This window comes from Streptomyces polyasparticus (assembly GCF_014493765.1).
Lineage (GTDB): Bacteria > Actinomycetota > Actinomycetes > Streptomycetales > Streptomycetaceae > Streptomyces > Streptomyces polyasparticus.
In genome coordinates, this window is sequence record NZ_JACTVJ010000006.1 from 91,505 (window position 1) to 110,181 (window position 18,677).

Annotated in this window: 17 protein-coding genes and 2 pseudogenes; 11 read left to right on the plus strand and 8 right to left on the minus strand. The window is 72.8% G+C overall.

Annotation, left to right across the window (positions count from 1 at the left end; translation table 11 throughout):
* Position 1: 1 nt before the first annotated feature.
* Positions 2-265, plus strand: a complete 264-nt coding sequence (locus H9Y04_RS12455) for a gas vesicle protein K (RefSeq protein WP_236070780.1) — start codon at positions 2-4, stop codon at positions 263-265.
* A gap of 81 nt (positions 266-346) precedes the next feature.
* Here the strand turns inward: H9Y04_RS12455 and H9Y04_RS12460 are convergent, their stop codons facing one another.
* Together H9Y04_RS12460 and H9Y04_RS12465 are read right to left on the minus strand one after the other, a co-directional pair.
* Positions 347-1,156: a class I SAM-dependent methyltransferase gene (locus H9Y04_RS12460; protein ID WP_236070781.1), complete on the minus strand. Its 810-nt coding sequence runs from the start codon at positions 1,154-1,156 to the stop codon at positions 347-349.
* 122 nt (positions 1,157-1,278) lie between these two features.
* Positions 1,279-2,805: a bifunctional phosphatase PAP2/diacylglycerol kinase family protein gene (locus H9Y04_RS12465; RefSeq protein WP_187813875.1), complete on the minus strand. Its 1,527-nt coding sequence runs from the start codon at positions 2,803-2,805 to the stop codon at positions 1,279-1,281.
* A gap of 645 nt (positions 2,806-3,450) precedes the next feature.
* On the opposite strand from H9Y04_RS12465, the gene H9Y04_RS12470 reads away from it, so the two are divergent.
* On the plus strand, positions 3,451-5,070 hold the full coding sequence (locus H9Y04_RS12470; protein WP_187813876.1) for an ABC-F family ATP-binding cassette domain-containing protein: 1,620 nt from the start codon (positions 3,451-3,453) through the stop codon (positions 5,068-5,070).
* Positions 5,071-5,140: 70 nt separating this feature from the next.
* Complete coding sequence (locus H9Y04_RS12475; protein ID WP_187813877.1) at positions 5,141-5,716, plus strand: TIGR03086 family metal-binding protein; 576 nt, start codon at positions 5,141-5,143, stop codon at positions 5,714-5,716.
* A gap of 30 nt (positions 5,717-5,746) precedes the next feature.
* Here H9Y04_RS12475 and H9Y04_RS12480 read toward each other — a convergent pair whose 3' ends face one another.
* Complete coding sequence (locus H9Y04_RS12480; protein ID WP_187813878.1) at positions 5,747-6,175, minus strand: CBS domain-containing protein; 429 nt, start codon at positions 6,173-6,175, stop codon at positions 5,747-5,749.
* Between the two features lie 120 nt (positions 6,176-6,295).
* Positions 6,296-6,433, minus strand: coding sequence for a hypothetical protein (locus H9Y04_RS12485; RefSeq protein ID WP_187813879.1), 138 nt, complete (start codon positions 6,431-6,433; stop codon positions 6,296-6,298).
* Positions 6,434-6,759: 326 nt separating this feature from the next.
* Between H9Y04_RS12485 and H9Y04_RS12490 the strand changes: the two are divergent.
* A pseudogene (locus H9Y04_RS12490) lies at positions 6,760-7,551 on the plus strand (RNA polymerase sigma factor SigF); the annotation flags it as partial.
* Positions 7,552-7,676: 125 nt separating this feature from the next.
* On the opposite strand, the pseudogene H9Y04_RS48445 reads toward H9Y04_RS12490, so the two are convergent.
* A pseudogene (locus H9Y04_RS48445) lies at positions 7,677-7,745 on the minus strand (hypothetical protein); the annotation flags it as partial.
* A gap of 61 nt (positions 7,746-7,806) precedes the next feature.
* Positions 7,807-8,928: a PAS domain-containing protein gene (locus tag H9Y04_RS12495; RefSeq protein ID WP_187813880.1), complete on the minus strand. Its 1,122-nt coding sequence runs from the start codon at positions 8,926-8,928 to the stop codon at positions 7,807-7,809.
* Between the two features lie 149 nt (positions 8,929-9,077).
* Here H9Y04_RS12495 and H9Y04_RS12500 point away from each other — a divergent pair, with 149 nt between their 5' ends.
* The 4 genes from H9Y04_RS12500 to H9Y04_RS12515 all read left to right on the plus strand — a co-directional run bounded on the left by H9Y04_RS12500 (position 9,078) and on the right by H9Y04_RS12515 (position 12,977).
* The gene (locus tag H9Y04_RS12500) at positions 9,078-9,797 is read left to right on the plus strand and encodes an ANTAR domain-containing response regulator (RefSeq protein ID WP_187813881.1); all 720 of its coding nucleotides are present in this window, start codon (positions 9,078-9,080) and stop codon (positions 9,795-9,797) included.
* 212 nt (positions 9,798-10,009) lie between these two features.
* On the plus strand, positions 10,010-10,573 hold the full coding sequence (locus H9Y04_RS12505) for a hypothetical protein (RefSeq protein WP_187813882.1): 564 nt from the start codon (positions 10,010-10,012) through the stop codon (positions 10,571-10,573).
* Between the two features lie 128 nt (positions 10,574-10,701).
* On the plus strand, positions 10,702-11,949 hold the full coding sequence (locus H9Y04_RS12510; RefSeq protein ID WP_187813883.1) for an aminotransferase class I/II-fold pyridoxal phosphate-dependent enzyme: 1,248 nt from the start codon (positions 10,702-10,704) through the stop codon (positions 11,947-11,949).
* On the plus strand, positions 11,946-12,977 hold the full coding sequence (locus H9Y04_RS12515) for an MBL fold metallo-hydrolase (RefSeq protein WP_187813884.1): 1,032 nt from the start codon (positions 11,946-11,948) through the stop codon (positions 12,975-12,977). The genes H9Y04_RS12510 and H9Y04_RS12515 overlap by 4 nt, the downstream gene beginning before the upstream one ends.
* Positions 12,978-13,005: 28 nt before the next feature.
* Here H9Y04_RS12515 and H9Y04_RS12520 read toward each other — a convergent pair whose 3' ends face one another.
* Both H9Y04_RS12520 and H9Y04_RS12525 read right to left on the minus strand, forming a co-directional pair.
* Complete coding sequence (locus tag H9Y04_RS12520) at positions 13,006-13,641, minus strand: DedA family protein (protein WP_187813885.1); 636 nt, start codon at positions 13,639-13,641, stop codon at positions 13,006-13,008.
* On the minus strand, positions 13,638-14,411 hold the full coding sequence (locus H9Y04_RS12525) for an MBL fold metallo-hydrolase (RefSeq protein ID WP_187813886.1): 774 nt from the start codon (positions 14,409-14,411) through the stop codon (positions 13,638-13,640). Before H9Y04_RS12525 ends, H9Y04_RS12520 begins: the two co-directional genes overlap by 4 nt.
* Positions 14,412-14,526: 115 nt before the next feature.
* Between H9Y04_RS12525 and H9Y04_RS12530 the strand changes: the two genes are divergently transcribed.
* The 3 genes from H9Y04_RS12530 (at position 14,527) to H9Y04_RS12540 (ending at position 18,600) form a co-directional block, all read left to right on the plus strand.
* On the plus strand, positions 14,527-14,931 hold the full coding sequence (locus tag H9Y04_RS12530) for a hypothetical protein (RefSeq protein WP_187813887.1): 405 nt from the start codon (positions 14,527-14,529) through the stop codon (positions 14,929-14,931).
* A gap of 167 nt (positions 14,932-15,098) precedes the next feature.
* Positions 15,099-17,189, plus strand: coding sequence for a phage holin family protein (locus H9Y04_RS12535; RefSeq protein WP_187814411.1), 2,091 nt, complete (start codon positions 15,099-15,101; stop codon positions 17,187-17,189).
* Positions 17,190-17,208: 19 nt separating this feature from the next.
* Complete coding sequence (locus tag H9Y04_RS12540; protein WP_236070782.1) at positions 17,209-18,600, plus strand: amino acid permease; 1,392 nt, start codon at positions 17,209-17,211, stop codon at positions 18,598-18,600.
* Positions 18,601-18,677 lie beyond the last annotated feature (77 nt).

Genomic DNA, 18,677 nt, shown 5'->3' on the forward strand with positions numbered 1-18,677 from the left:
GATGGACCTTGACCCCGACACGGTCGAGCGCGACCTGGTGAAGCTGGTGCTCACGGTCGTCGAGCTGCTGCGCCAGCTGATGGAGCGCCAGGCGGTGCGCCGCTTCGACACCGGCGAGCTGAGCGAGGAGCAGGAGGAGCGGATCGGCCTCACGCTGATGCTCCTGGAGGACCGGATGGCGCAGCTGCGGGACCGCTACGGGCTGCGGCCCGAGGACCTCAATCTCGACCTCGGGCCGCTGGGGCCGCTGCTGCCCCGTGAGTGAGCACTTGCTGGGTCCTGTCATCCGAGGATCACCTCATCCGCGGATCGGCTCAGGCGTGGATCACCTCAAGCGCGGATCCGCTCAGACGCGGATCAGCAGCTCCCCGTGCAGCACGCAGAACCACCCGTCCTCGGCCTGTCCCCACTCGCGCCAGGCCGCCGCGATCCGCTCCAGTTCCTCCGTGCTCGCATGTCCGCCGTCGACGGCGATCCCCGCGTACGAGGAGGCCGTCGTGCGGTCCGCCCACAGGCCGCTCCACCAGGCGCGCTCGTCCGGAGTGGAGTACGTCCAGGTCGAGGACGTCGCGGTGATGTCCTTGCAACCGGCCTGCAGCGCCCAGGACTTGAGGCGTCGTCCGGCGTCCGGCTCGCCGCCGTTCGCGCGGGCCACCCGGCGGTACAGGGCCAGCCAGCCGTCCAGGACCGGCTGCTGCGGATACCAGGTCATGGCCGCGTAGTCCGAATCGCGGACGGCGATGATCCCGCCGGGCCGGGTCACACGGCGCATCTCGCGCAGCGCCTGCACGGGGTCGCCCACATGCTGGAGCACCTGATGGGCGTGCACGACGTCGAAGCTGTCGTCGGCGTAGCGCAGCCGGTGCACGTCCGCGGTCTCGAACTCGGTGTTCTCCAGGCCGCGTTCGGCCGCCACGGACCGCGCCTGGTCCAGGACGCCCGCCGCCAGCTCCACGCCCGTCACATGCCCCTGCGGTACCAGGGCCGCCAGGTCGGCGGTGATGGTGCCCGGTCCGCAGCCGACGTCCAGGATCCGGTGGTCGGCCTCGAGCTCCGGCAGGAGATAGGCGGCCGAGTTGGCGGCCGTGCGCCAGGTGTGCGAGCGGAGCACGGACTCGTGGTGTCCGTGGGTGTAGACGGCGGTCTCCTGGGCCATGACCGGTTCCCCTTCCGGCAGTGCCCCGGGCATCTTCACCCGGGGCGTTGAGGAAGACCGTACGCGCCCGCGCCGAATAATGAGATACGTATCTTGCTATACGAGACGCAGCTGATGTGTCGTCAGACGCCTTCCGGCCGGTACACCGTCAGCGCCTCGGGCAGCTTGTCCAGCTCCAACTCGCCGCCGGCAGTGATGACTTCACCGTCGTACGCGACAGGGGTACCGGCGGCGAGTCGGGTGACCCGCAGCCTGCGCACCCGTACGGCGGCGTGCGCGGGGGAGCGGCTGAGCGGCCCCGCGAAGGCGGCGGCGAGCAGTCGGGCGCCGGGCCTGCGGCCGCCGTGCGCCACCCGTACGTCGAGCAGGCCGTCGGCCAGGTCGTGGCGGCGGGCGGGGGCGAGGCCCATGCGGTGATACGTACCGTTGCCGGCGAACAGCAGCCACAGCGCGCGTCGTTTGCCGCCGATCTCGACCTCCAGGGGCCGCTCGGAGCCCAGCACGTCACCGGCCGCGAGCACACCGGCCGGCCAGCCGCCGATCCGGCGGGCCCAGCGGTCGCGGTGGCGTACGAGCTCCGGGTACACGCCGAGGCTGAAGGTGTTGAGGAAGAACCCGGTGGTCTCCCCGACACGGAAACGGCCCACGTCCACGGCGACCGCCTCGCCGTGCGACACGGCACGGGCGAGATCGCGCTCGCCCTCCACACCGAGGTCGTACGCGAAGTGGTTGAGCGTGCCGCCGGGCAGCACCGCGAGCGGAAGGCCGTGCCGCAGCGCCACCTGGGCGGCCGTGTTGACGGAGCCGTCGCCGCCGCAGACGCCGAGCGCGCGGGCCCGCGTGGCCGCCTTCTCCAACTCGTCCTCGAACACGGAGGGTTCGCACTCCACCAGTTCCGCACCGGGCAGCGCGGCGAGGAGCGCCCGCGCACGGTCGGCGGTCTTGGCACCGGAGTTGACCACCATCACCAGACCCTCGCCGTCCGGCAGGGCGGGTGCCTCGGCGTGCGGACGGCCGGGGGCGCGGTGCTGGTCGCGGGTCGGGACGAGTCCCCGTACGGCGAAAGCGGCGCCCATGCCGAGCGCCGCTCCCGCGAGGACGTCCGCCGGATAGTGGACGCCGGTGTAGATCCGCGACAGCGCGACGGCTCCGGCCACCGGCGCGACGACCGCGCCCCAGCGCCGGGACTCCAGGAGGACGCCGGTCGCGAAGGCGGCGGCGGAGGCGGAGTGGCCTGAGGGGAACGAGGTGGTGATCGGCTGCTGCTTGAGCTGGCGGATCAGCGGCACGTCGTCGCGCAGCGGGCGGGCGCGGCGGACGGCGCGCTTGCCGAAGGTGTTCACGGTGCCGGACGCGAGCGCGAGCGAGGCGAGTCCGCGGGCGGCGGCCCTGCGGGCGCGCGGTGAGCGGGTCGCGGCGAGTGCGGCGGCGGTGGCGAACCAGAGCACGCCGTGGTTGGCGCTGCGGCTGAGCCACGGCAGCAATGGGTCGGCGCCGGGCCAGTGGCGGCGGGCCACACCGTCGAAGATCTTCAGATCGAGGGCCACGATCCGCGACCGTCCTGCGGACACCACGGCCACGGGGCCCTTCACGTGCGGATCCGCGAACACATCGACCCGCGCCTGCGAAATTTCGTCACGACTACCCATGGTCCCCGCGTACCCCTGTCCCGCAAGATCACCACGCCCGACCGAGTCCGCGGGGCGGGGCGTCCTTGCGGCGGGGGTGCGGCGGCGGGTGGGTCTCCGGTCGTGGCTGAGGGGTCCTGGTCGGCCGTTCGCTGTGGGGCCCACCGGCGGGGGTATCGGGGGCGGAGCCCCCGTGGCCCGCCGGGGCGGTCGAGCAGGACGGCGAAGAGAGCACCCACCGCTCCGCCGCCGCGGGGCTCCGCCCCGGTACCCCGGAGGGTGTCCCCTGCGTGGTCGTGGGCGGGCTTCCCCGCGCACTTAGGCGCGGGCCCCGGCCCTGGGCGCGTCCGCGGCGTCACGTGCTCGTACGCGGGCCAGGCGTCTGCCCACCTCGCGCACCCGCACGCGGGCCCGGCCCTGGGAGCATCCGCAGCGTCACGTGATCGTACGCGGGCCAGGCGTCTGCCCACATCGCGCACCCGCACGCGGGCCCGGCCCTGGGAGCATCCGCAGCGTCACGTGCTCGCACGCGGGCCAGGCGTCTGCCCACCTCGCCCACCCGCACGCGAGCCCGGCCCCAGCAGCGTCCTCCCACGTCACACCAGAAGCCGACCCGTCGAAAACCGGTTTGCCGGATGGCAGGGGCAGCACGGAGAATCGCGCCCCATGGGACATCTGGAAGCCGCACATCTCGAGTACTACCTGCCCGACGGACGGGCGCTGCTCGGTGATGTGTCCTTCAGGGTGGGCGAAGGCGCCGTCGTCGCGCTCGTCGGGCCGAACGGTGCCGGCAAGACCACCCTGCTCCGGCTCCTGTCGGGAGAGCTCCAGCCGCACGGCGGCGGCGTCACCGTCAGCGGCGGGCTCGGCGTGATGCCCCAGTTCATCGGGTCCGTACGGGACGACAGCACGGTCCGTGACCTCCTCGTCTCCGTCGCCACTCCCCGTATCCGGGAAGCCGCGAAGGCCGTCGACGAAGCCGAGCACGCGATCATGACGGTCGACGACGAGGCCGCCCAGATGCGGTACGCCCAGGCGCTCTCCGACTGGGCCGAGGCGCGCGGCTACGAGGCCGAGACCCACTGGGACGTCTGCACCATGGCGGCGCTCGGCATCCCCTACGAGCGCGCCCAGTTCCGCGAGGTCCGCACCCTCAGCGGCGGCGAGCAGAAGCGCCTCGTCCTGGAGTCCCTGCTGCGCGGCACCGACGAGGTCCTCCTTCTCGACGAGCCCGACAACTACCTCGACGTCCCCGGCAAGCGCTGGCTCGAGGAGCGTCTCAAGGAGACCCGTAAGACGGTCCTGTTCGTCAGCCACGACCGCGAGCTCCTCGCCCGCGCCGCCGAGAAGATCGTCAGCGTCGAGCCGGGCCCGGCGGGCGCCGACGCCTGGGTGCACGGCGGCTCCTTCGCCACCTACCACGAGGCCCGCAGGGAGCGCTTCGCCCGCTTCGAGGAGCTGCGCAGGCGCTGGGACGAGAAGCACGCCCAGCTGAAGAAGCTGGTGCTCAATCTGCGCCAGGCCGCGGCGAACAGCCCCGACATGGCCTCCCGCTACCACGCCGCCCAGACCCGTCTGCGCAAGTTCGAGGAGGCCGGACCGCCCCCGGAGCCGCCGCGCGAGCAGGACATCACGATGCGTCTGCACGGCGGACGTACGGGCGTGCGCGCGATCACCTGTGAGGGCCTGGAGCTCACCGGCCTGATGAAGCCCTTCGACCTGGAGGTCTTCTACGGCGAGCGCGTGGCCGTGCTCGGCTCCAACGGCTCCGGCAAATCCCACTTCCTGCGCCTGCTCGCCGGTGGCGACGTCGACCACACGGGCCTGTGGAAGCTGGGCGCCCGCGTCGTCGCGGGGCACTTCGCGCAGACCCACGCCCACCCCGAGCTCTTCGGCCGCACCCTGCTCGACATCCTCTGGCACGACCACGCCAAGGACCGCGGCGCGGCCAGCTCGATGCTCCGGCGCTACGAGTTGACCGCGCAGGCCGAGCAGCCCTTCGACCGGCTCTCCGGCGGCCAGCAGGCCCGCTTCCAGATCCTGCTGCTCGAACTCCAGGGCTGTACGGCGCTGCTCCTCGACGAGCCGACGGACAACCTGGACCTGGAGAGCGCCGAGGCGCTCCAGGAAGGCCTCGAGTCCTTCCAGGGCACGGTTCTCGCGGTCACCCACGACCGGTGGTTCGCGAAGTCCTTCGACCGGTATCTGGTGTTCGGGTCGGACGGAAAGGTCCGGGAGTCGGACGGCCCGGTCTGGGACGAGCGACGGGTCGAGCGGGCGCGCTGAGCCGGCCTCCAGGGGCGCGCATCCGTGGCGCGCCCCTGCGCGGAGGCCGCCGCAGCGGGACACTGGACGCATGGCTGCCGCAAGCGTGCTCACCCATCACCGCGATGCCCTGGCCGAGTTCACCGACCGGGTGCACCGCATCACCGACGACCAATGGACCGCCGCCACACCCTGTACGGAGTGGAACGTCCGCGACCTCGTCAACCACCTGGTCTCCGAACAGCTCTGGGCCGTCCCGCTCGTACGGGACGGCGCGACCATCGCCGAGGTCGGTGACGCCTACGACGGCGATGTGCTCGGCGACGACCCTGTCGGCGTCTGGGACCGCACCTCACGCGCCGCCCACGAGGCCTTCGCCGCGCCCGGGGCGCTGGAGCGCACAGTGCAGCTCTCGTACGGCGAGAGCACGGCCGCCGCGTACTGCGCGCAGATGACCACCGATCTCGTCGTGCACACCTGGGACCTGGCGCGCGCGATCGGCGCGCCGGAGCGCCTGCCGCAGGCGCTGATCGACGCGGCGGTACGCGAAGTCGCCCCGTACGCGGCCGACTTGGACAAGAGCGGGGTCTTCGCGCCGGCCGTGGAGCCGCCGCCGGGCGCCGACGCCCAGACGAAGCTGCTCTGTCTCCTCGGGCGCAATCCCTGACCTGCGGGTCCTGACGTCCGTCAGCTGTCCTCAGCCCGGCCAGCTGTCCGGCTCGGTGCCGCTGATCTGTGCCAGCGTCGAGTCCGGGTCGAGCGCGATGGCCAGATCGCCCAGGCTGACGATCCCGACCGGGCGCCCGTCCTCGATGACCGGCAGCCGGCGCACGGCGTACTCCCGCATCAGCGCGACGGCCGCCCTCACCGAGTCCTCGGGGGAGACGGCGACCGGATGGGGTGTGCACACCGCCTGGGCGCTCACGGTCAGCGGATCCGCGCCGTCGGCGACGGCGCGCAGGGTGATGTCGCGGTCGGTGAGCACGCCGAGCACCGTCCCCCCGGCGGCCACGAGCACCCCGCCGATGTCCTGGGCGCGCATCAACTGGGCGGCCTCGACCAGCGAGGCATCAGGGCGTACCGCCACGACACCCGGAGTCATCACGTCCCTGACGATGTCGGCCATGGCGGGCCCTTCTCTGCGATTGCCCGGTGGACGGGTCGACCCGGTCCCCGGCGGACGGGTTTCCGTCCCCTGCAGACGGGTTACCCCGGTCGCAGTACCCCCATGGGCCGCGGCCAAGCCTCAGAGGGTGGGCAACTCCCGGCCGATACCCGCCTCTTCGGTGTCGTCCGCGGATGGCAGGAGGAGTTCCTCGTAACGGCCGAGTGCGAGAACCACACCCAGCATGACCAGGGGTGTCAACACAGCGAGCAGTGCCATGATCGGGCCCTTCCCCGGCGGGATGTCGCAGCTCGGGTCTCCCCGTCAAGCCAGGGCAAACACCGCATGAAGGGGCGGACCGCGGCGGATCCGCCTTTCGTGCGGCACGACGTGGCCCGAAGTCAGCGCCTGTGACGACCGGCGCAGCCTGTAGGGCGTTTGAGCCCCTGGACCAAGGGCAGACGCAACACGTGCTTCGGATCGGAGGCACATCCGCGGGAGCAGTCGCGCCCGTCCGGATGGGCCCCGCGTGCATCCGTTCCGGCCGCGCTCCTCCCCGGTGTCCGTCGCCAACAGCGAGCACCTCTTTGGGAGTTGCAGCTACCATGCGTACCTCCGCAGGAGTCAAACGCCATCCGCACGACGACGCCCCCGACACCGCCGCCGCCTTCCGCAGGCTGGCCGCACTGCCGGACGGGCCCCAGAAGGACGCACTGCGCCAGGAGCTCGTCTGCGCCTGGCTGCCCATGGCCGACCGTCTCGCGGGACGCTTCCGCGGCCGCGGCGAGTCCTATGAGGACCTGCGCCAGGTCGCGGCACTCGGCCTGGTCAAGGCCGTCGACCGTTACGACCCCGAGCGCAGCCACGCGTTCGAGAGCTATGCCGTGCCCACCGTGACCGGCGAGATCAAGCGCCATTTCCGCGACCACATGTGGACGCTCCATGTGCCGCGCCGCGTACAGGACCTGCGCAACCGCGTACGGTTCGCGGCCCAGGACCTCGCGCAGACCATCCCCGGCCGGGCCCCGACCATCGAGGAGATCGCGGAGCGGGCCGGCATGAGCGTGGAGGACGCGAAAACCGGACTCGAGGCCCTCGACAGCTTCACCGCGCTCTCCCTGGACGCCGAACTCCCCGGCAGCGACGACGGTTACGCGCTGCGGGACGCGCTCGGCGCCCCCGACCCCGCACTCGACATCGTCGTCGACCGCGAGGCGGTCAAGCCCCGCCTCGCGGCGCTGCCCGAGCGCGAGCGCGCCATCCTGTACATGCGCTTCTTCGGCGACATGACGCAGAGCCGTATCGCCGAACGCCTCGGCATCTCGCAGATGCACGTCTCCCGGCTGATCAGCCGCTGCTGCGCGTCGATGCGCGAAGAGGTCCTGCACGGCGAGGCCGAGGAGACAGCGGCCGCCGACGGGACAGCGGCTGAGGAGACCGCGTCCGGCAAGACCGCGCCCGGCAGGACTGCTGCCGGCAAGACCGCGCCGCGCAAGTCCACGACCGGCAAGACCGCGCCGCCTAAGTCCACGACCGGCAAGACCGCGCCCCGTAAGTCCGCACCCCGTAAGTCCGCGACCCACAAGACCACGACCGAGACCGAGCTGCCCAAGGCGGCGTGAGCGGGCGCGTCCCGCGCACGGCGGACCGGATCACCTCAGCTTGCGCAGAGCCAGCGCCACATGGCGGGACATCACATCCACCGCCTGGGCCTCCGCCAGCGAGAACGCGAGCCGAGCCCCGCAGCGGAACAGCGTGAGCACCCCCTCGACAGGTCCGCCTTCGGGACCGGAGAGCGGAACGCACAGCAGTGAGGTCACATCGGCGCGGACCAGCACCGGCACACCGTCCGCGTCGCCGCCGAACGCGTCCGGATCCTCCGGGCGCACCTGCAGCGCCGTGGACCCGCCGCGCGCCGCCTCCACCACGAGGGGGCACGCGGCGGGATCCTGCCGTGCGACCGCGTCCACCGCCTCGCTCTCCTGCGTGGGCCCGAGCACCTGGGTCCGTACGGGCTGACGCGCGCCGAGATCGGCGACCACCCAGTCCGCGAAGCGCCCGTGCAGCACCGCCGCCACGCGGCGAAGCAGCGCGGCACGGTCCCCGGCGGGCGCCGAGAGCAGCTCGGTGGTCATCGCGTCGTGCAGATCGAGCAGTGACGCGTTGCGGGTCGCCTCCGCGAGATCCGGCTCCGGAGCGGACAGGCGCTCGGGCCGCGGCAACCGATGTGAGGTGCCGGGCTGCAGCACCACCAGGACCACCGGATGGCGTTCCGCCCCCGGGCGCAGGGCCGTCAAGGTGGCCCGTATGCCGTCCGAGGGCTGCTGCTGCAGATGCAGCGTCAGACTGCGGTCGCCCTCGCCGCGCGCCACCGCCGCGGTCTGTGCACGCAGCGCGGCACGGTCGGCGTGCGCGAACACCCCGGCGAACGGACGGCCCGTGGCGTAGCCGGCGCGTACAGCGGTGAGGCCGGACGCGGCGAAGTTCATCCGCCGTACGACGGTGTCGCGGTCCATCAGGACGACCGGCAGCGGCAGCCGCTGGAAGACGGCGCGGAGCAGCTGCTCCTCCTGGCGGCTCGCGAACTGGCCCCTGGTGGCGGCGAGTTGCTCGAAGCGCGGCCACAGCTGCTCGGCCACATGGTCGAGTTCGAACAGGGCCGTGTCGAGGACGGAGCGCAGGTCACCGTCCGGAACCGTCCGTGCCGCTCTCAACTCCCCTACACGGCGCAGGAAATCCGCAAGGTCCTCACCGAACTCATCCGCATGCGCCATGGAGCGAAAGCTAGCCAATGCGCGCCCGTTCGCGCAGGTGCTGTGATGACCTGCAGAAAAAACCTCCGCAGCACGCGGCGCCTTCCGGACGCCGAGGCGTTTCCGCAGGGGTCCGGCGGGCACCCGGACCAAGAGAGGAGGAACCCGCGATGCCGGATCCGGCGTGGTGCACCCCCGCCACCGTTCTGCCCGGACGCCATCTGTCCGGGCTGGCCGAACAGGCCGTGCGGTGCACGGCCGACTGCTGCGGAGCCGACGCGACCGCGACCGAGCCGGGCGCCGAAGGAGTACGCGCAGGACGGGCGGGCCCCGTCGCGGTCACCCATCCCGACCTCGCCTCCGTCGTCACGGCCCAGCTGCGCTCGGGCGAGGGACCCATTCCGGAGGCGATCGCCACCGGCGCGCCCGTCGGGGCCGACGACCTGCTGCTCGAACAGCGCTGGCCCGAGTTCCGCGCCCGCGCCCTCGACTCCGGAGTGCGCGCCGCCGTGACCCTGCCCTTCCTGCGGGCCGGCCTGACCGTGACGCTCAGCCTCTACAGCTTCCGCAGCGGCACCATCACCCCGACGGCCTGCGGCCCGGCCCGCGCGCTCGGCGAGCTCGCGGCCACCTGCCTCGTCCGCGACGAGCGCTACCGCGCCGCACTCGCGGAGATCGACCAGCTGGGCGCGGCGCTGCGCAGCAGGCCCGTGGTGGACCAGGCCAGCGGCATCGTGATGCATGTACTCGGCTGCGACGCCGAGGAGGCCTTCGGCATCCTGCGGCGGATCTCCCAGCACTCCAACGAGAAGCTCGTGGACGTCGCGGCCGCGGTCGTACGCCGCAGGGGCCGCGGCCTCGAGAAGGAACTCTCGACCCTGGCGACCTGAGACAGTCCGGCGACTTCACCACATTCCGGCGACCTGACCACGGTCCGGCGCCCTGAGAACAGGCCCCTGACCTCGGCGGATCTCACCCAACCGGCCCCAGCCGTCCCGCGAATGGCCCGTCGGCGCGGGCGGGTGATGAGGGGTCAGGTTTCCATGGGTGCGCGGCACGAAGCACGTGGCCGCAGCCGAAGCTGTCGAAGGAGCAAGCACCCATGCGTATCGCCCGAGTGTTCGCAGTCGCCGCGCTCGCCACGGCCGCCGCGGCCGGCGCCGCACCCGGCGCGTACGCGGCCGAGACCGCCGCCGAGGTCAGCCCGCGCACCGTCGCCCCCGGCGGCATGGTGACGGTCTCCGTCTCCTGCCCGTACGCGGACCGCGGCTACTACCCGGACTCCATCAGCGCGAGCTCCCAGGCCTTCGAAGGCGGCACGGTCCGCCTCCACAAGGTCGACAACGCCGCCATCCCCGGCGTCGGCCCCGCCTACAACGGCACGGCCAGGATCGCCCCGAACGCCAACTTCACCTCCAGTGGCCCCAATCCCGTCGGCCACATCTCCGAGTGGGGCGTCGACGGTACCTGCCCGGGCGGCTCCCAGTGGAACGCGAGCTTCACCGTCGCCCGCAACGCCCCCACCCACTACGGCGTACGCGGCGGCATCGGCGGCAGCTTCACCGACTCCACGCAGACGATGCTCACGGGCGCGGTCCTGGTCCTCGGCGCACTCGGCGCCACGTACTACGTGATCCGCCGCCGCCAGAACGACACGGAGAGCTGACCGCGGCCGGAGCCGGCGGCCCGAGGTCCCGTCCGCCGGATCCCGCCCGTATCCCGACGCCTTCGACCGGGCAGGGATACGGGCGGCGGCACGTCCACCCGCACCCCAGGCAGATCACGGAGGCAGGCATGCCGCGGACGCTCCCCGAAGGCCACGGCCCGGTCCGTTACGGGCCACCCGCCCCCGACCCCGGACTGCCGGTGCTGCCCGAACTCGCCGCGGTCCTCGCGGCCGCCGCCGGGCGCGCCCACAGCGAACCCCCCGGCGGGGGCCCCGCACTCCTCGACGCCGCCGCCGGCTACTGGCGGCGGCGCGGTATGCCGGCCGAGCGCTCTCAGCTCGCGGCCGCGTCCGGTGCCGCGCCGCTGCTCTGCGCGCTGATCGCCGCGACCGGCGGCGATGTCCTCCTGCCGCGCCCGTGCACGGCCTGGTGGGCGCCGCAGGTACGTCTCCTGGGCCGGCAGGCCTTCCATGTGGCCACACCGGCCGAGTGCGGGGGAGCGCCCGATCCGTACGTGCTCCTGGAGACCGTACGAAGAGTGCGCGCCGAAGGCGGTGACCCCCGGCTGCTCGTGCTCTCCGTCGCCGACGACCCCACCGCGACCGTGCCGCCGCCCGAGGTGCTGCACGCCACCGTCGAGGCGGCGCTCGGCGAAGGGCTGCGCATCGTCTCGGACGAGACCTGGCGCGACACCCTGCACCATCCCGAGGAGACGGTCCTGATCGGCCCCGCCGAGATGGTGCCCCAGCACGTCACGGTCCTCACCGATCTCGCGGGTGCCTTCCTGCCGGGCGACTGGCCTGCCGCCGTCGCCCGCTTCCCGGACACCGAAGAGGGCGCGCGGCTGCGGGCCCGCGCCCTGGACGTCCTGACCGTGCTCGGCTCGTCCGTGGCGGCGCCCGTCGCCGCGGCCGCCGCGTACGCGCTGGGCGAACCGGCCGAGGTGACCGGCCGGCTGACCGCCGCCGTACGGCTGCACGGCAAGGTCGCCGAAGCGGTGCACCGCACCGCGCTCGCCGCCGGAGCGCTCGGCCGCGCGCCCGTGGCCGGACGCCATCTCTACGTGGACTTCGGCCCGCTGCGCGACGCCCTCTCGGAGCGCGGGGTCAGCGACGCGATGGAGCTCGAGGACCATCTCACCGAGCGGCTCGGCATGCCGGTGCCCGGCGGCCACCGCTTCGGCGACGACCTCGGCGCGCTGCGCGCCCGTATCCCGGTGGGCCCGCTGCTCGGCGCCGACAGCGGACAGCGCCTGTCCGCACTCACCGCTTCCGACCCCCTGGAACTCCCGCATGTGGAAAGGGCGCTGGCGGCCGCGGCCGGCGCGTTCGACGATCTGCAGGCCGACGTCCAGCGAACGGAGCCGCCTCGATGAACCATCAGACGCAGCAGCAGTCCCTGACGCCCGCGCCGGACCGCACCCTCGCTCCCACCTCGCTGCGGCCGCTCGCCGAACGCCGCACCTGGCCGCGCTCCTTCGCGGACCGGCTGACCGCGCCCCTGCCCGGGGTGAAGGCCCTGGCCCGGTTCGCCCGGGAAGGCGCCGTACGGCCGGACCGTTCCTGCATGGAGGACGTTCCTCAACTGCCGTTCGAACCCGGCCCGTTGCCCAGGACGGACGCCGACACCGTGGCCGTCACCTGGGTCGGGCACGCCAGCTGGGTGCTGCGGATCGGCGGGCTCACGGTGCTCACCGACCCCGTGTGGTCCCGCAAGATCCTCGGCACTCCGGCCCGCGTCACCCCGCCCGGAGTCGCCTGGAACGCGCTGCCGCGCATCGACGCCGTGGTCATCAGCCACAACCACTACGACCACCTCGACGCCCCCACCCTCAAGCGACTGCCGCGCGAGACACCGGTGTTCGTGCCCGCGGGCCTGGGGCGCTGGTTCCGCCGCAGGCGCTTCGTCCGCGTCACCGAGCTCGACTGGTGGGAGGCGGCCGAGCTGCACGGTGTGCGCTTCGACTGCGTGCCCGCGCACCACTGGTCCAAGCGCGCTCTCACCGACACCTGCCGCACGCTGTGGGGCGGCTGGGTCCTCACGGACCGGAACGGCCAGAAGGTCTACTTCGCCGGTGACACCGGCTACGGCCACTGGTTCGAGCAGATCGGCGCCCGCCACCCGGACATCGATCTCGCCCTGCTGCCCATCGGTGCGTACGAACCCCGCTGGTGGCTGCGCGATGTGCACTGCGATCCGGAGGAGGCGGTGCGCGCGATGGACGACCTGGGCGCACGGCGCATGGCGCCCATGCACTGGGCGACCTTCCTGCTCTCGGCCGAACCGGTGCTCGAACCCCTGCACCGCGTCCGCGAGGCCTGGCGCGCGGCCGACCGGTCCCGCGCCGACCTGTGGGACCTGGCGGTCGGAGCGTCCCGCGTCATTCAGAAACCGGGCGGCTGAGCGCAAGCCCGAACCGGTTCGCCGGGCGTCAGCCGGAAGCCGGGCGCCTGCTCCGCGCCCGCACCCGCCGCCACACCATGGGCGCCGCGCTGATCACCACGGTCAGACCGATCGCGGCGGCCACGCCCTCCCACGGCTCGGGGAACAGCGATCCGCCCAGGATCCCGATGAGTTGATACGTCACGGCCCAGGCGAGGCACGCGGGCAGATTGCCGCGGGCGAAGCGGCGCAGCGGCCACTTGGCGAGCAGGCACGCGAGCATCACCGGGATACGGCCCGCGGGCACAAGGCGGGACAGGACGAGCACCGACACGTTGTGCTCGTGCAGCTTGCTCTGCGCCTGCTCCAGACGCTCCTGCGGGGCGCGGTCGCGGATCGCGTTCAGCCAGCGAGAACCGTTCTTCGAGCGCATCCCGCGTGCGCCGAGCCAGTACAGGATCGAGTCCCCGAGGAACGCGGCGAGCGCGGCCACCAGGAACACGTACAGCTGCGACTGGGGCGCCGAATGATGGAAGGCGAGGGCCGCCGCCGAGCTGACCAGGGCGCCCGTCGGCACCACGGGCACCAGTGCACCGAGCACCACGAGCAGGAACAGCGACGGATACCCGACGGCCTGTTGCGTCGAATCCGCTGTCACGGACTCGGCGATCGCGAGCAGGCTCACTTGGCGACCTCCGGCCGCACGCTCTCGCCCTGCGCGAGCAGATGCACGGCCACCTCGGGCGCCCGCAGCGCGGCCTGGCGTACGAACTCCGCGCCGGGAGCGTGGAATTCATGCGGCCGCACCGCGTCCATCCCGATCGGCCAGTACGTGCCGAAGTGCACCGGCACCGCGCTGCGCGGCGCGATACGGGCCAGCGCCTCGGCGGCGAGTGCGGCGTCCAGATGCCCGTGCCCGAGGAACGGACCCCAGCCGCCCACCGGAAGCAGGGCCACATCGACCTCGCCGACCGCCTCGGCCATCTCGTCGAACAGACCGGTGTCCCCGGCGAAGTACGTCCGCGCCGCGCCCTCGACCACGAACCCGAGCGCGGGCGCCCTGTGCGGCCCGACCGGCACCCTGCGCCCGTCGTGCCGGGCCGGCACCACCCGTACCGTCACCTCGCCGATCCGCACCTCGTCACCGGGCTCGACCTCCACGAACCGCAGCCGCCGCAGCCGCCGAAGGCCGGGCACCGCGGCGCGTGCCCCGCGCGGCAGCACGATCTGCGTACCGTCCGCGAGCTTCGCGAGGGAGGGCACATGCAGATGGTCGGCGTGCAGATGCGAGACGAGCGCGGCCTGCGCCTCGGCCGCCCGCGGCGGCGGCAGTTCGCCGCGCCGGCGGCGCAGATGCGCGAGGCGCCGGGCGAACAGCGGATCCGTGAGCACCCGGGTGCCCGAGTCCTCGACCGTGCAGGTGGCATGCCCCCACCAGGTGATCTCCACCGGCACCGAGCTGTCCCTTCCCTGGCCTGTTCCGACTCTGTTCGCCTCATGTACCTCCTATGACCATACGGTGCGCAGTAGGGTCGGCGCGGAAACGCGGGACTGTGCCCCAGGGGGATGGATGGCTCTGCTGCGGATTGCGGCGATCACGAGCCTTGTGCCGTTGGAGGAGCTCGACCGGGACCCGTTCCTGGTGGACAGCCGTGCCCAGTACGCGATGTGCGCGAGGTGGGCTGCGGGCCACGGCCACGTCATCACGCGCGAACTGCTCCTGCACGGGTTACCCCCGGGCCACGCGGCCCTGTGGCGCGATGTGGACGCGGGTGACGTGCAGGCCTTCGTCGTGCCGAGCGAGCGGGTCCTGGAGCGTGCGCTGAATCCGGCGGCGGAGTTCGCCGCCGAATGCGCCCGCCGGGGTGTGCCCCTGGAAACGGCGGACGCCCCCGAACCCGCTTACGACGCGGAGACGAAGGCCCGGGTGCACCGCCGTCTGTCGATGCCGACCGCCGGCTACAGCGGCTGCTGATCCCCGTTCCGGGCACACGGCCGACCCCGTTACGGGCACACGACCTACACCGTCACAAACCACCCCCGCCCGTATGAAACCCTGGGGGCCGGGCAGTCAGGCGCCCGGAAGGCGAGGTGGACGTGGCCGAAGGACGATGGCGGCGAACCGGCGGTGTCCTGTGGCGGATGGTCGCGGTGTGGGCGGCGAGCACGCTCACCATGCTGATCCTCGCCGGACTCCTGCCGGACTTCCGCCTCCAGCGGGAGTCCGGCGACAGCGCCACACAGATCGCGACCACCGCGGGCATCGGGGCGGCCGTCTTCGGGGTGCTCAGCGCCCTCGTATGGCCTCTCGCCGTCCGTGCTCTGCTGCTCGTCCCCGCCCTGGTGCTCGGCCTGCTCGTCTTCTTCCTCAACGGCTCGCTGCTCCTGCTCGCCCTGAGTCTCATCCCGGACGGCAGAGGCGAGGCCGACCCCGAGACCGCCGTGGTCGTGGCCGCCGTGATGTCCGCCGTCGCCTCCGCGACCGCTGCCGCACTCGCCGTACGCGACGACGAGGCGTACCGCCGCAGGCTCTACCGGCTCGCGGACCGCAGACGCCGCAAGCAGGCCGCCGCCCGCGGCCCACGCGTGCCCGGCACCGTCTTCCTGCAGCTCGACGGCGTCGGCCACGGCGTGCTCCAACGGGCCGTGGACGACGGCCATATGCCCACCGTCGCCGCCTGGCTGAAGGACACCCACCGCCTCACCGCCTGGCGCACCGACTGGTCGAGCCAGACCGGCGCGAGCCAGCTGGGCATCCTGCACGGCGACAACCACGACATCCCCGCCTTCCGCTGGTACGAGAAGGACACCGGCGAGGTCATGGTGTGCAACCGCCCCGCGAGCGCCGTCGAACTGCAGCGCCGCGCCATCGCCCGCACCGGGGACGGCGGACTGCTCACCGTGGACGGCGCGAGCCGCGGCAACCTCTTCAGCGGGGGCGCCGACCAGGTCGCGCTCGTCCTGTCGATCGCGGCCCGGCGCGGCAAGGAGAACCGTTCGCGCGCCGGGTACTTCGCCTACTTCTCCGACCCGGCCAACGCCGTGCGTACCGCGATGTCCTTCATCGCCGAAGTGGGCCGGGAGATCGGGCAGTCCACGCGCGGCCGGCTCAGGAAGACCCGCCCGCGGGTCAAGCGCGGCGGCCTGTATCCGTTCATCCGGGCCTTCGCCACCGTCGTCGAACGCGATGTCGTGGTCGCCGCGGTGATAGGGGACATGCTCGTCGGCCGCACCGCCGTGTACGCGGATCTGGTCGCGTACGACGAGGTGGCCCACCACTCCGGGCCCGGCAGCAGGGACGCCGCGCTCGTGCTGGAACGGCTGGACCGATCGATCGCCCTGATCGCGAAGGTGGCCGAGCACGCGCCCCGCCCGTATCGGATCGTGCTGCTCTCCGACCACGGCCAGAGCCCGGGCGAGACCTTCCGCTCGCGCTACGGCCTGACCCTCGCCGACCTGGTACGGGCCGGATGCGGTCTGCCCGTACCGCGCAGGGCGCGCGGCACCCGCAGCGGCGCCGAGGCCCGTTCCGCGGTGCGGGCCGCGATGCACCGGCCCGTCGAGGAGGGCAGGGACGAGCACCGTCCGCCGCCCGGCAAGGACCCTCTGGTGCTCGCCTCGGGCAACCTCGGCCTGGTCTCGTTCCCGGACGTGCCCGAGCGGATGACCCGTGAGCAGATCGACGCCCGGCACCCCGCGCTGCTGCCCACGCTCGCCAACCACCCGGGCATCGGCTTCCTGCTCGTACGGTCCGAGCGCGGCGGTGGCGTGATCCTCGGCGCCCGCGGCGCCGAGCTGTACCTCGACGACCTGGACGAACTCGCCGACGGCGGCGCGGACTTGGGGCCGCTTGCCGACTTCGGACCGGGCGCCCTGGCTGCCGTACGCCGCACCGACTCCTTCCCGCACACCGCCGACATCATGGTCAACTCGGCGGTCGAGGAGGGCGAAGTGCTCGCCTTCGAGGAGCAGATCGGCTCGCACGGCGGACTCGGCGGCGAGCAGAGCCACCCGTTCCTGCTCTCACCGCGCGCGCTGTCCGCACCGGTGGCCGAGGGCTGCGAACTGGTCGGCGCCGAACGCGTCCACCGCGTCCTGCGCCGCTGGCTGCGCGAGGCGGACGGCCCGCAGGTCCCGGTCCCCGAACCGGATCCGGTGGAGCTCGACGCACTGATGCGGCCGCCCGGTGATGTTGTCGCCGACCACCGCGCCGTACCGGACAAAACCGGCTGAAGTGGTGCAGCGTGTCCGCATGGACCGCACCCCCACCCCTGTTCCCACGGTCGAGCCGGACGAGCCCGACGAGCTCAGCAAGCACGCACGCCGTTTCGGACTGCCCATCGCCACCTGCCTCGTGATGGGCAACATCGTCGGCGGCGGCATCTTCCTGCTGCCCGCCTCGGTGGCCCCGTACGGCACGATCGCCCTGGTGGCCTTCGCCGTGCTCACGCTCGGCGCGCTCGCCCTCGCCCTGGTCTTCGGGCGGCTCGCCCAGCGCGATCCCCGGACCGGCGGCCCGTATGTCTACGCGCGTGAGGCCTTCGGCGACTTCGCGGGGTTCCTCGCGGCCTGGTCGTACTGGATCACCGCCTGGGTCTCCAACGCCGCGCTCGCCGTGATCGCGGTCGGGTACCTCGGGGTGCTGTTCCCCGCCATCGTCGAGCACAAGTGGTCCATGTGCCTCGCGGCGCTCGTCGTGCAGTGGCTGCCGGGCTTCGCCAACTTCGCCGGCACACGCTACGTCGGCGCCGTCCAACTCGTCGCCACCGTCCTGAAGTTCGCGCCGCTGCTTCTCGTCGCGATCGGCGGGCTCTTCTTCTTCGACTCCGGCAACCTCGGGCCGTTCCTCGCCGACGGCGACAGCCCGCTCGGCGCGATCTCCGCGGCGGCCGCGATCCTGCTCTTCTCGTATCTCGGCGTCGAGTCGGCCGCCATGAGCGCGGGCGAGGTGCGCAACCCGCGGCGCAATGTCGGCCGCGCCACGATCCTCGGCGTCCTGTGCGCCGCCGTCGTCTATCTGCTCGGCACGCTCGCCGTGTTCGGGATGCTGCCGCACGAGCAGGTGGTGAACTCCACGGCGCCGTTCTCGGACGCGGTCGACGTGATGTTCGGCGGCACCTGGGGCGGCACCCTCGTCGCCTGGGCCGCCGTGATCTCCATCCTCGGCGCGCTCAACGGCTGGACCCTGCTCAGCGCCCAGGCCCCGTACGCCGCGGCCAAGGACGGCCTGTTCCCGCAGATCTTCACGCACAAGGAACGCGGCGTCCCGACCGTCGGCGTCGCCATCACGGTCGTCCTCGCCTCGCTCCTGACGATCTACCAGTACGCGGCCGGGGCGGACGGTGTCTTCACGCTCCTGGTCACCGTCACCACCTTCATGGCCACCGTGCCCTACCTCCTCGCCGCGGCCGCGCAGATCTACCACCTGCTCATCGGTCGGGGCGACCTCGTCAACCGAGGCCGCCTCGTGGGCGACTCGATCGTCGCCCTGGCCGCGTTCGCCTTCGCGATGTGGCTGGTGGCCGGGGCCGGCTACCAACCCGTGTACCAGGGCGTTCTGTTCCTCTTCGCGGGCGTGCTCGTATACGCCTGGATGTCCGCCCGGAAGGTGCGCGCGGCCCGGGGAGCCGTGGGGGAGGCCTGAGCGCCGGGCGGAAAATGAGCTGCGCCCGGGCGCACACCCACCCACACTGTCCGTACCGGACCAGCCCGTGGGTGCGC

Coding starts and splice junctions, on each gene's coding strand:
- H9Y04_RS12540 (WP_236070782.1), top strand. CDS start 17,209: ATGGACCGCACCCCCACCCCTGTTCCCACGGTCGAGCCGGACGAGCCC.
- H9Y04_RS12460 (WP_236070781.1), bottom strand. CDS start 1,156: ATGGCCCAGGAGACCGCCGTCTACACCCACGGACACCACGAGTCCGTG.
- H9Y04_RS12475 (WP_187813877.1), top strand. CDS start 5,141: ATGGCTGCCGCAAGCGTGCTCACCCATCACCGCGATGCCCTGGCCGAG.
- H9Y04_RS12535 (WP_187814411.1), top strand. CDS start 15,099: ATGGTCGCGGTGTGGGCGGCGAGCACGCTCACCATGCTGATCCTCGCC.
- H9Y04_RS12500 (WP_187813881.1), top strand. CDS start 9,078: ATGCCGGATCCGGCGTGGTGCACCCCCGCCACCGTTCTGCCCGGACGC.
- H9Y04_RS12515 (WP_187813884.1), top strand. CDS start 11,946: ATGAACCATCAGACGCAGCAGCAGTCCCTGACGCCCGCGCCGGACCGC.
- H9Y04_RS12480 (WP_187813878.1), bottom strand. CDS start 6,175: ATGGCCGACATCGTCAGGGACGTGATGACTCCGGGTGTCGTGGCGGTA.
- H9Y04_RS12530 (WP_187813887.1), top strand. CDS start 14,527: ATGGCTCTGCTGCGGATTGCGGCGATCACGAGCCTTGTGCCGTTGGAG.
- H9Y04_RS12470 (WP_187813876.1), top strand. CDS start 3,451: ATGGGACATCTGGAAGCCGCACATCTCGAGTACTACCTGCCCGACGGA.
- H9Y04_RS12455 (WP_236070780.1), top strand. CDS start 2: ATGGACCTTGACCCCGACACGGTCGAGCGCGACCTGGTGAAGCTGGTG.
- H9Y04_RS12465 (WP_187813875.1), bottom strand. CDS start 2,805: ATGGGTAGTCGTGACGAAATTTCGCAGGCGCGGGTCGATGTGTTCGCG.
- H9Y04_RS12510 (WP_187813883.1), top strand. CDS start 10,702: ATGCCGCGGACGCTCCCCGAAGGCCACGGCCCGGTCCGTTACGGGCCA.
- H9Y04_RS12485 (WP_187813879.1), bottom strand. CDS start 6,433: ATGGCACTGCTCGCTGTGTTGACACCCCTGGTCATGCTGGGTGTGGTT.
- H9Y04_RS12495 (WP_187813880.1), bottom strand. CDS start 8,928: ATGGCGCATGCGGATGAGTTCGGTGAGGACCTTGCGGATTTCCTGCGC.
- H9Y04_RS12505 (WP_187813882.1), top strand. CDS start 10,010: ATGCGTATCGCCCGAGTGTTCGCAGTCGCCGCGCTCGCCACGGCCGCC.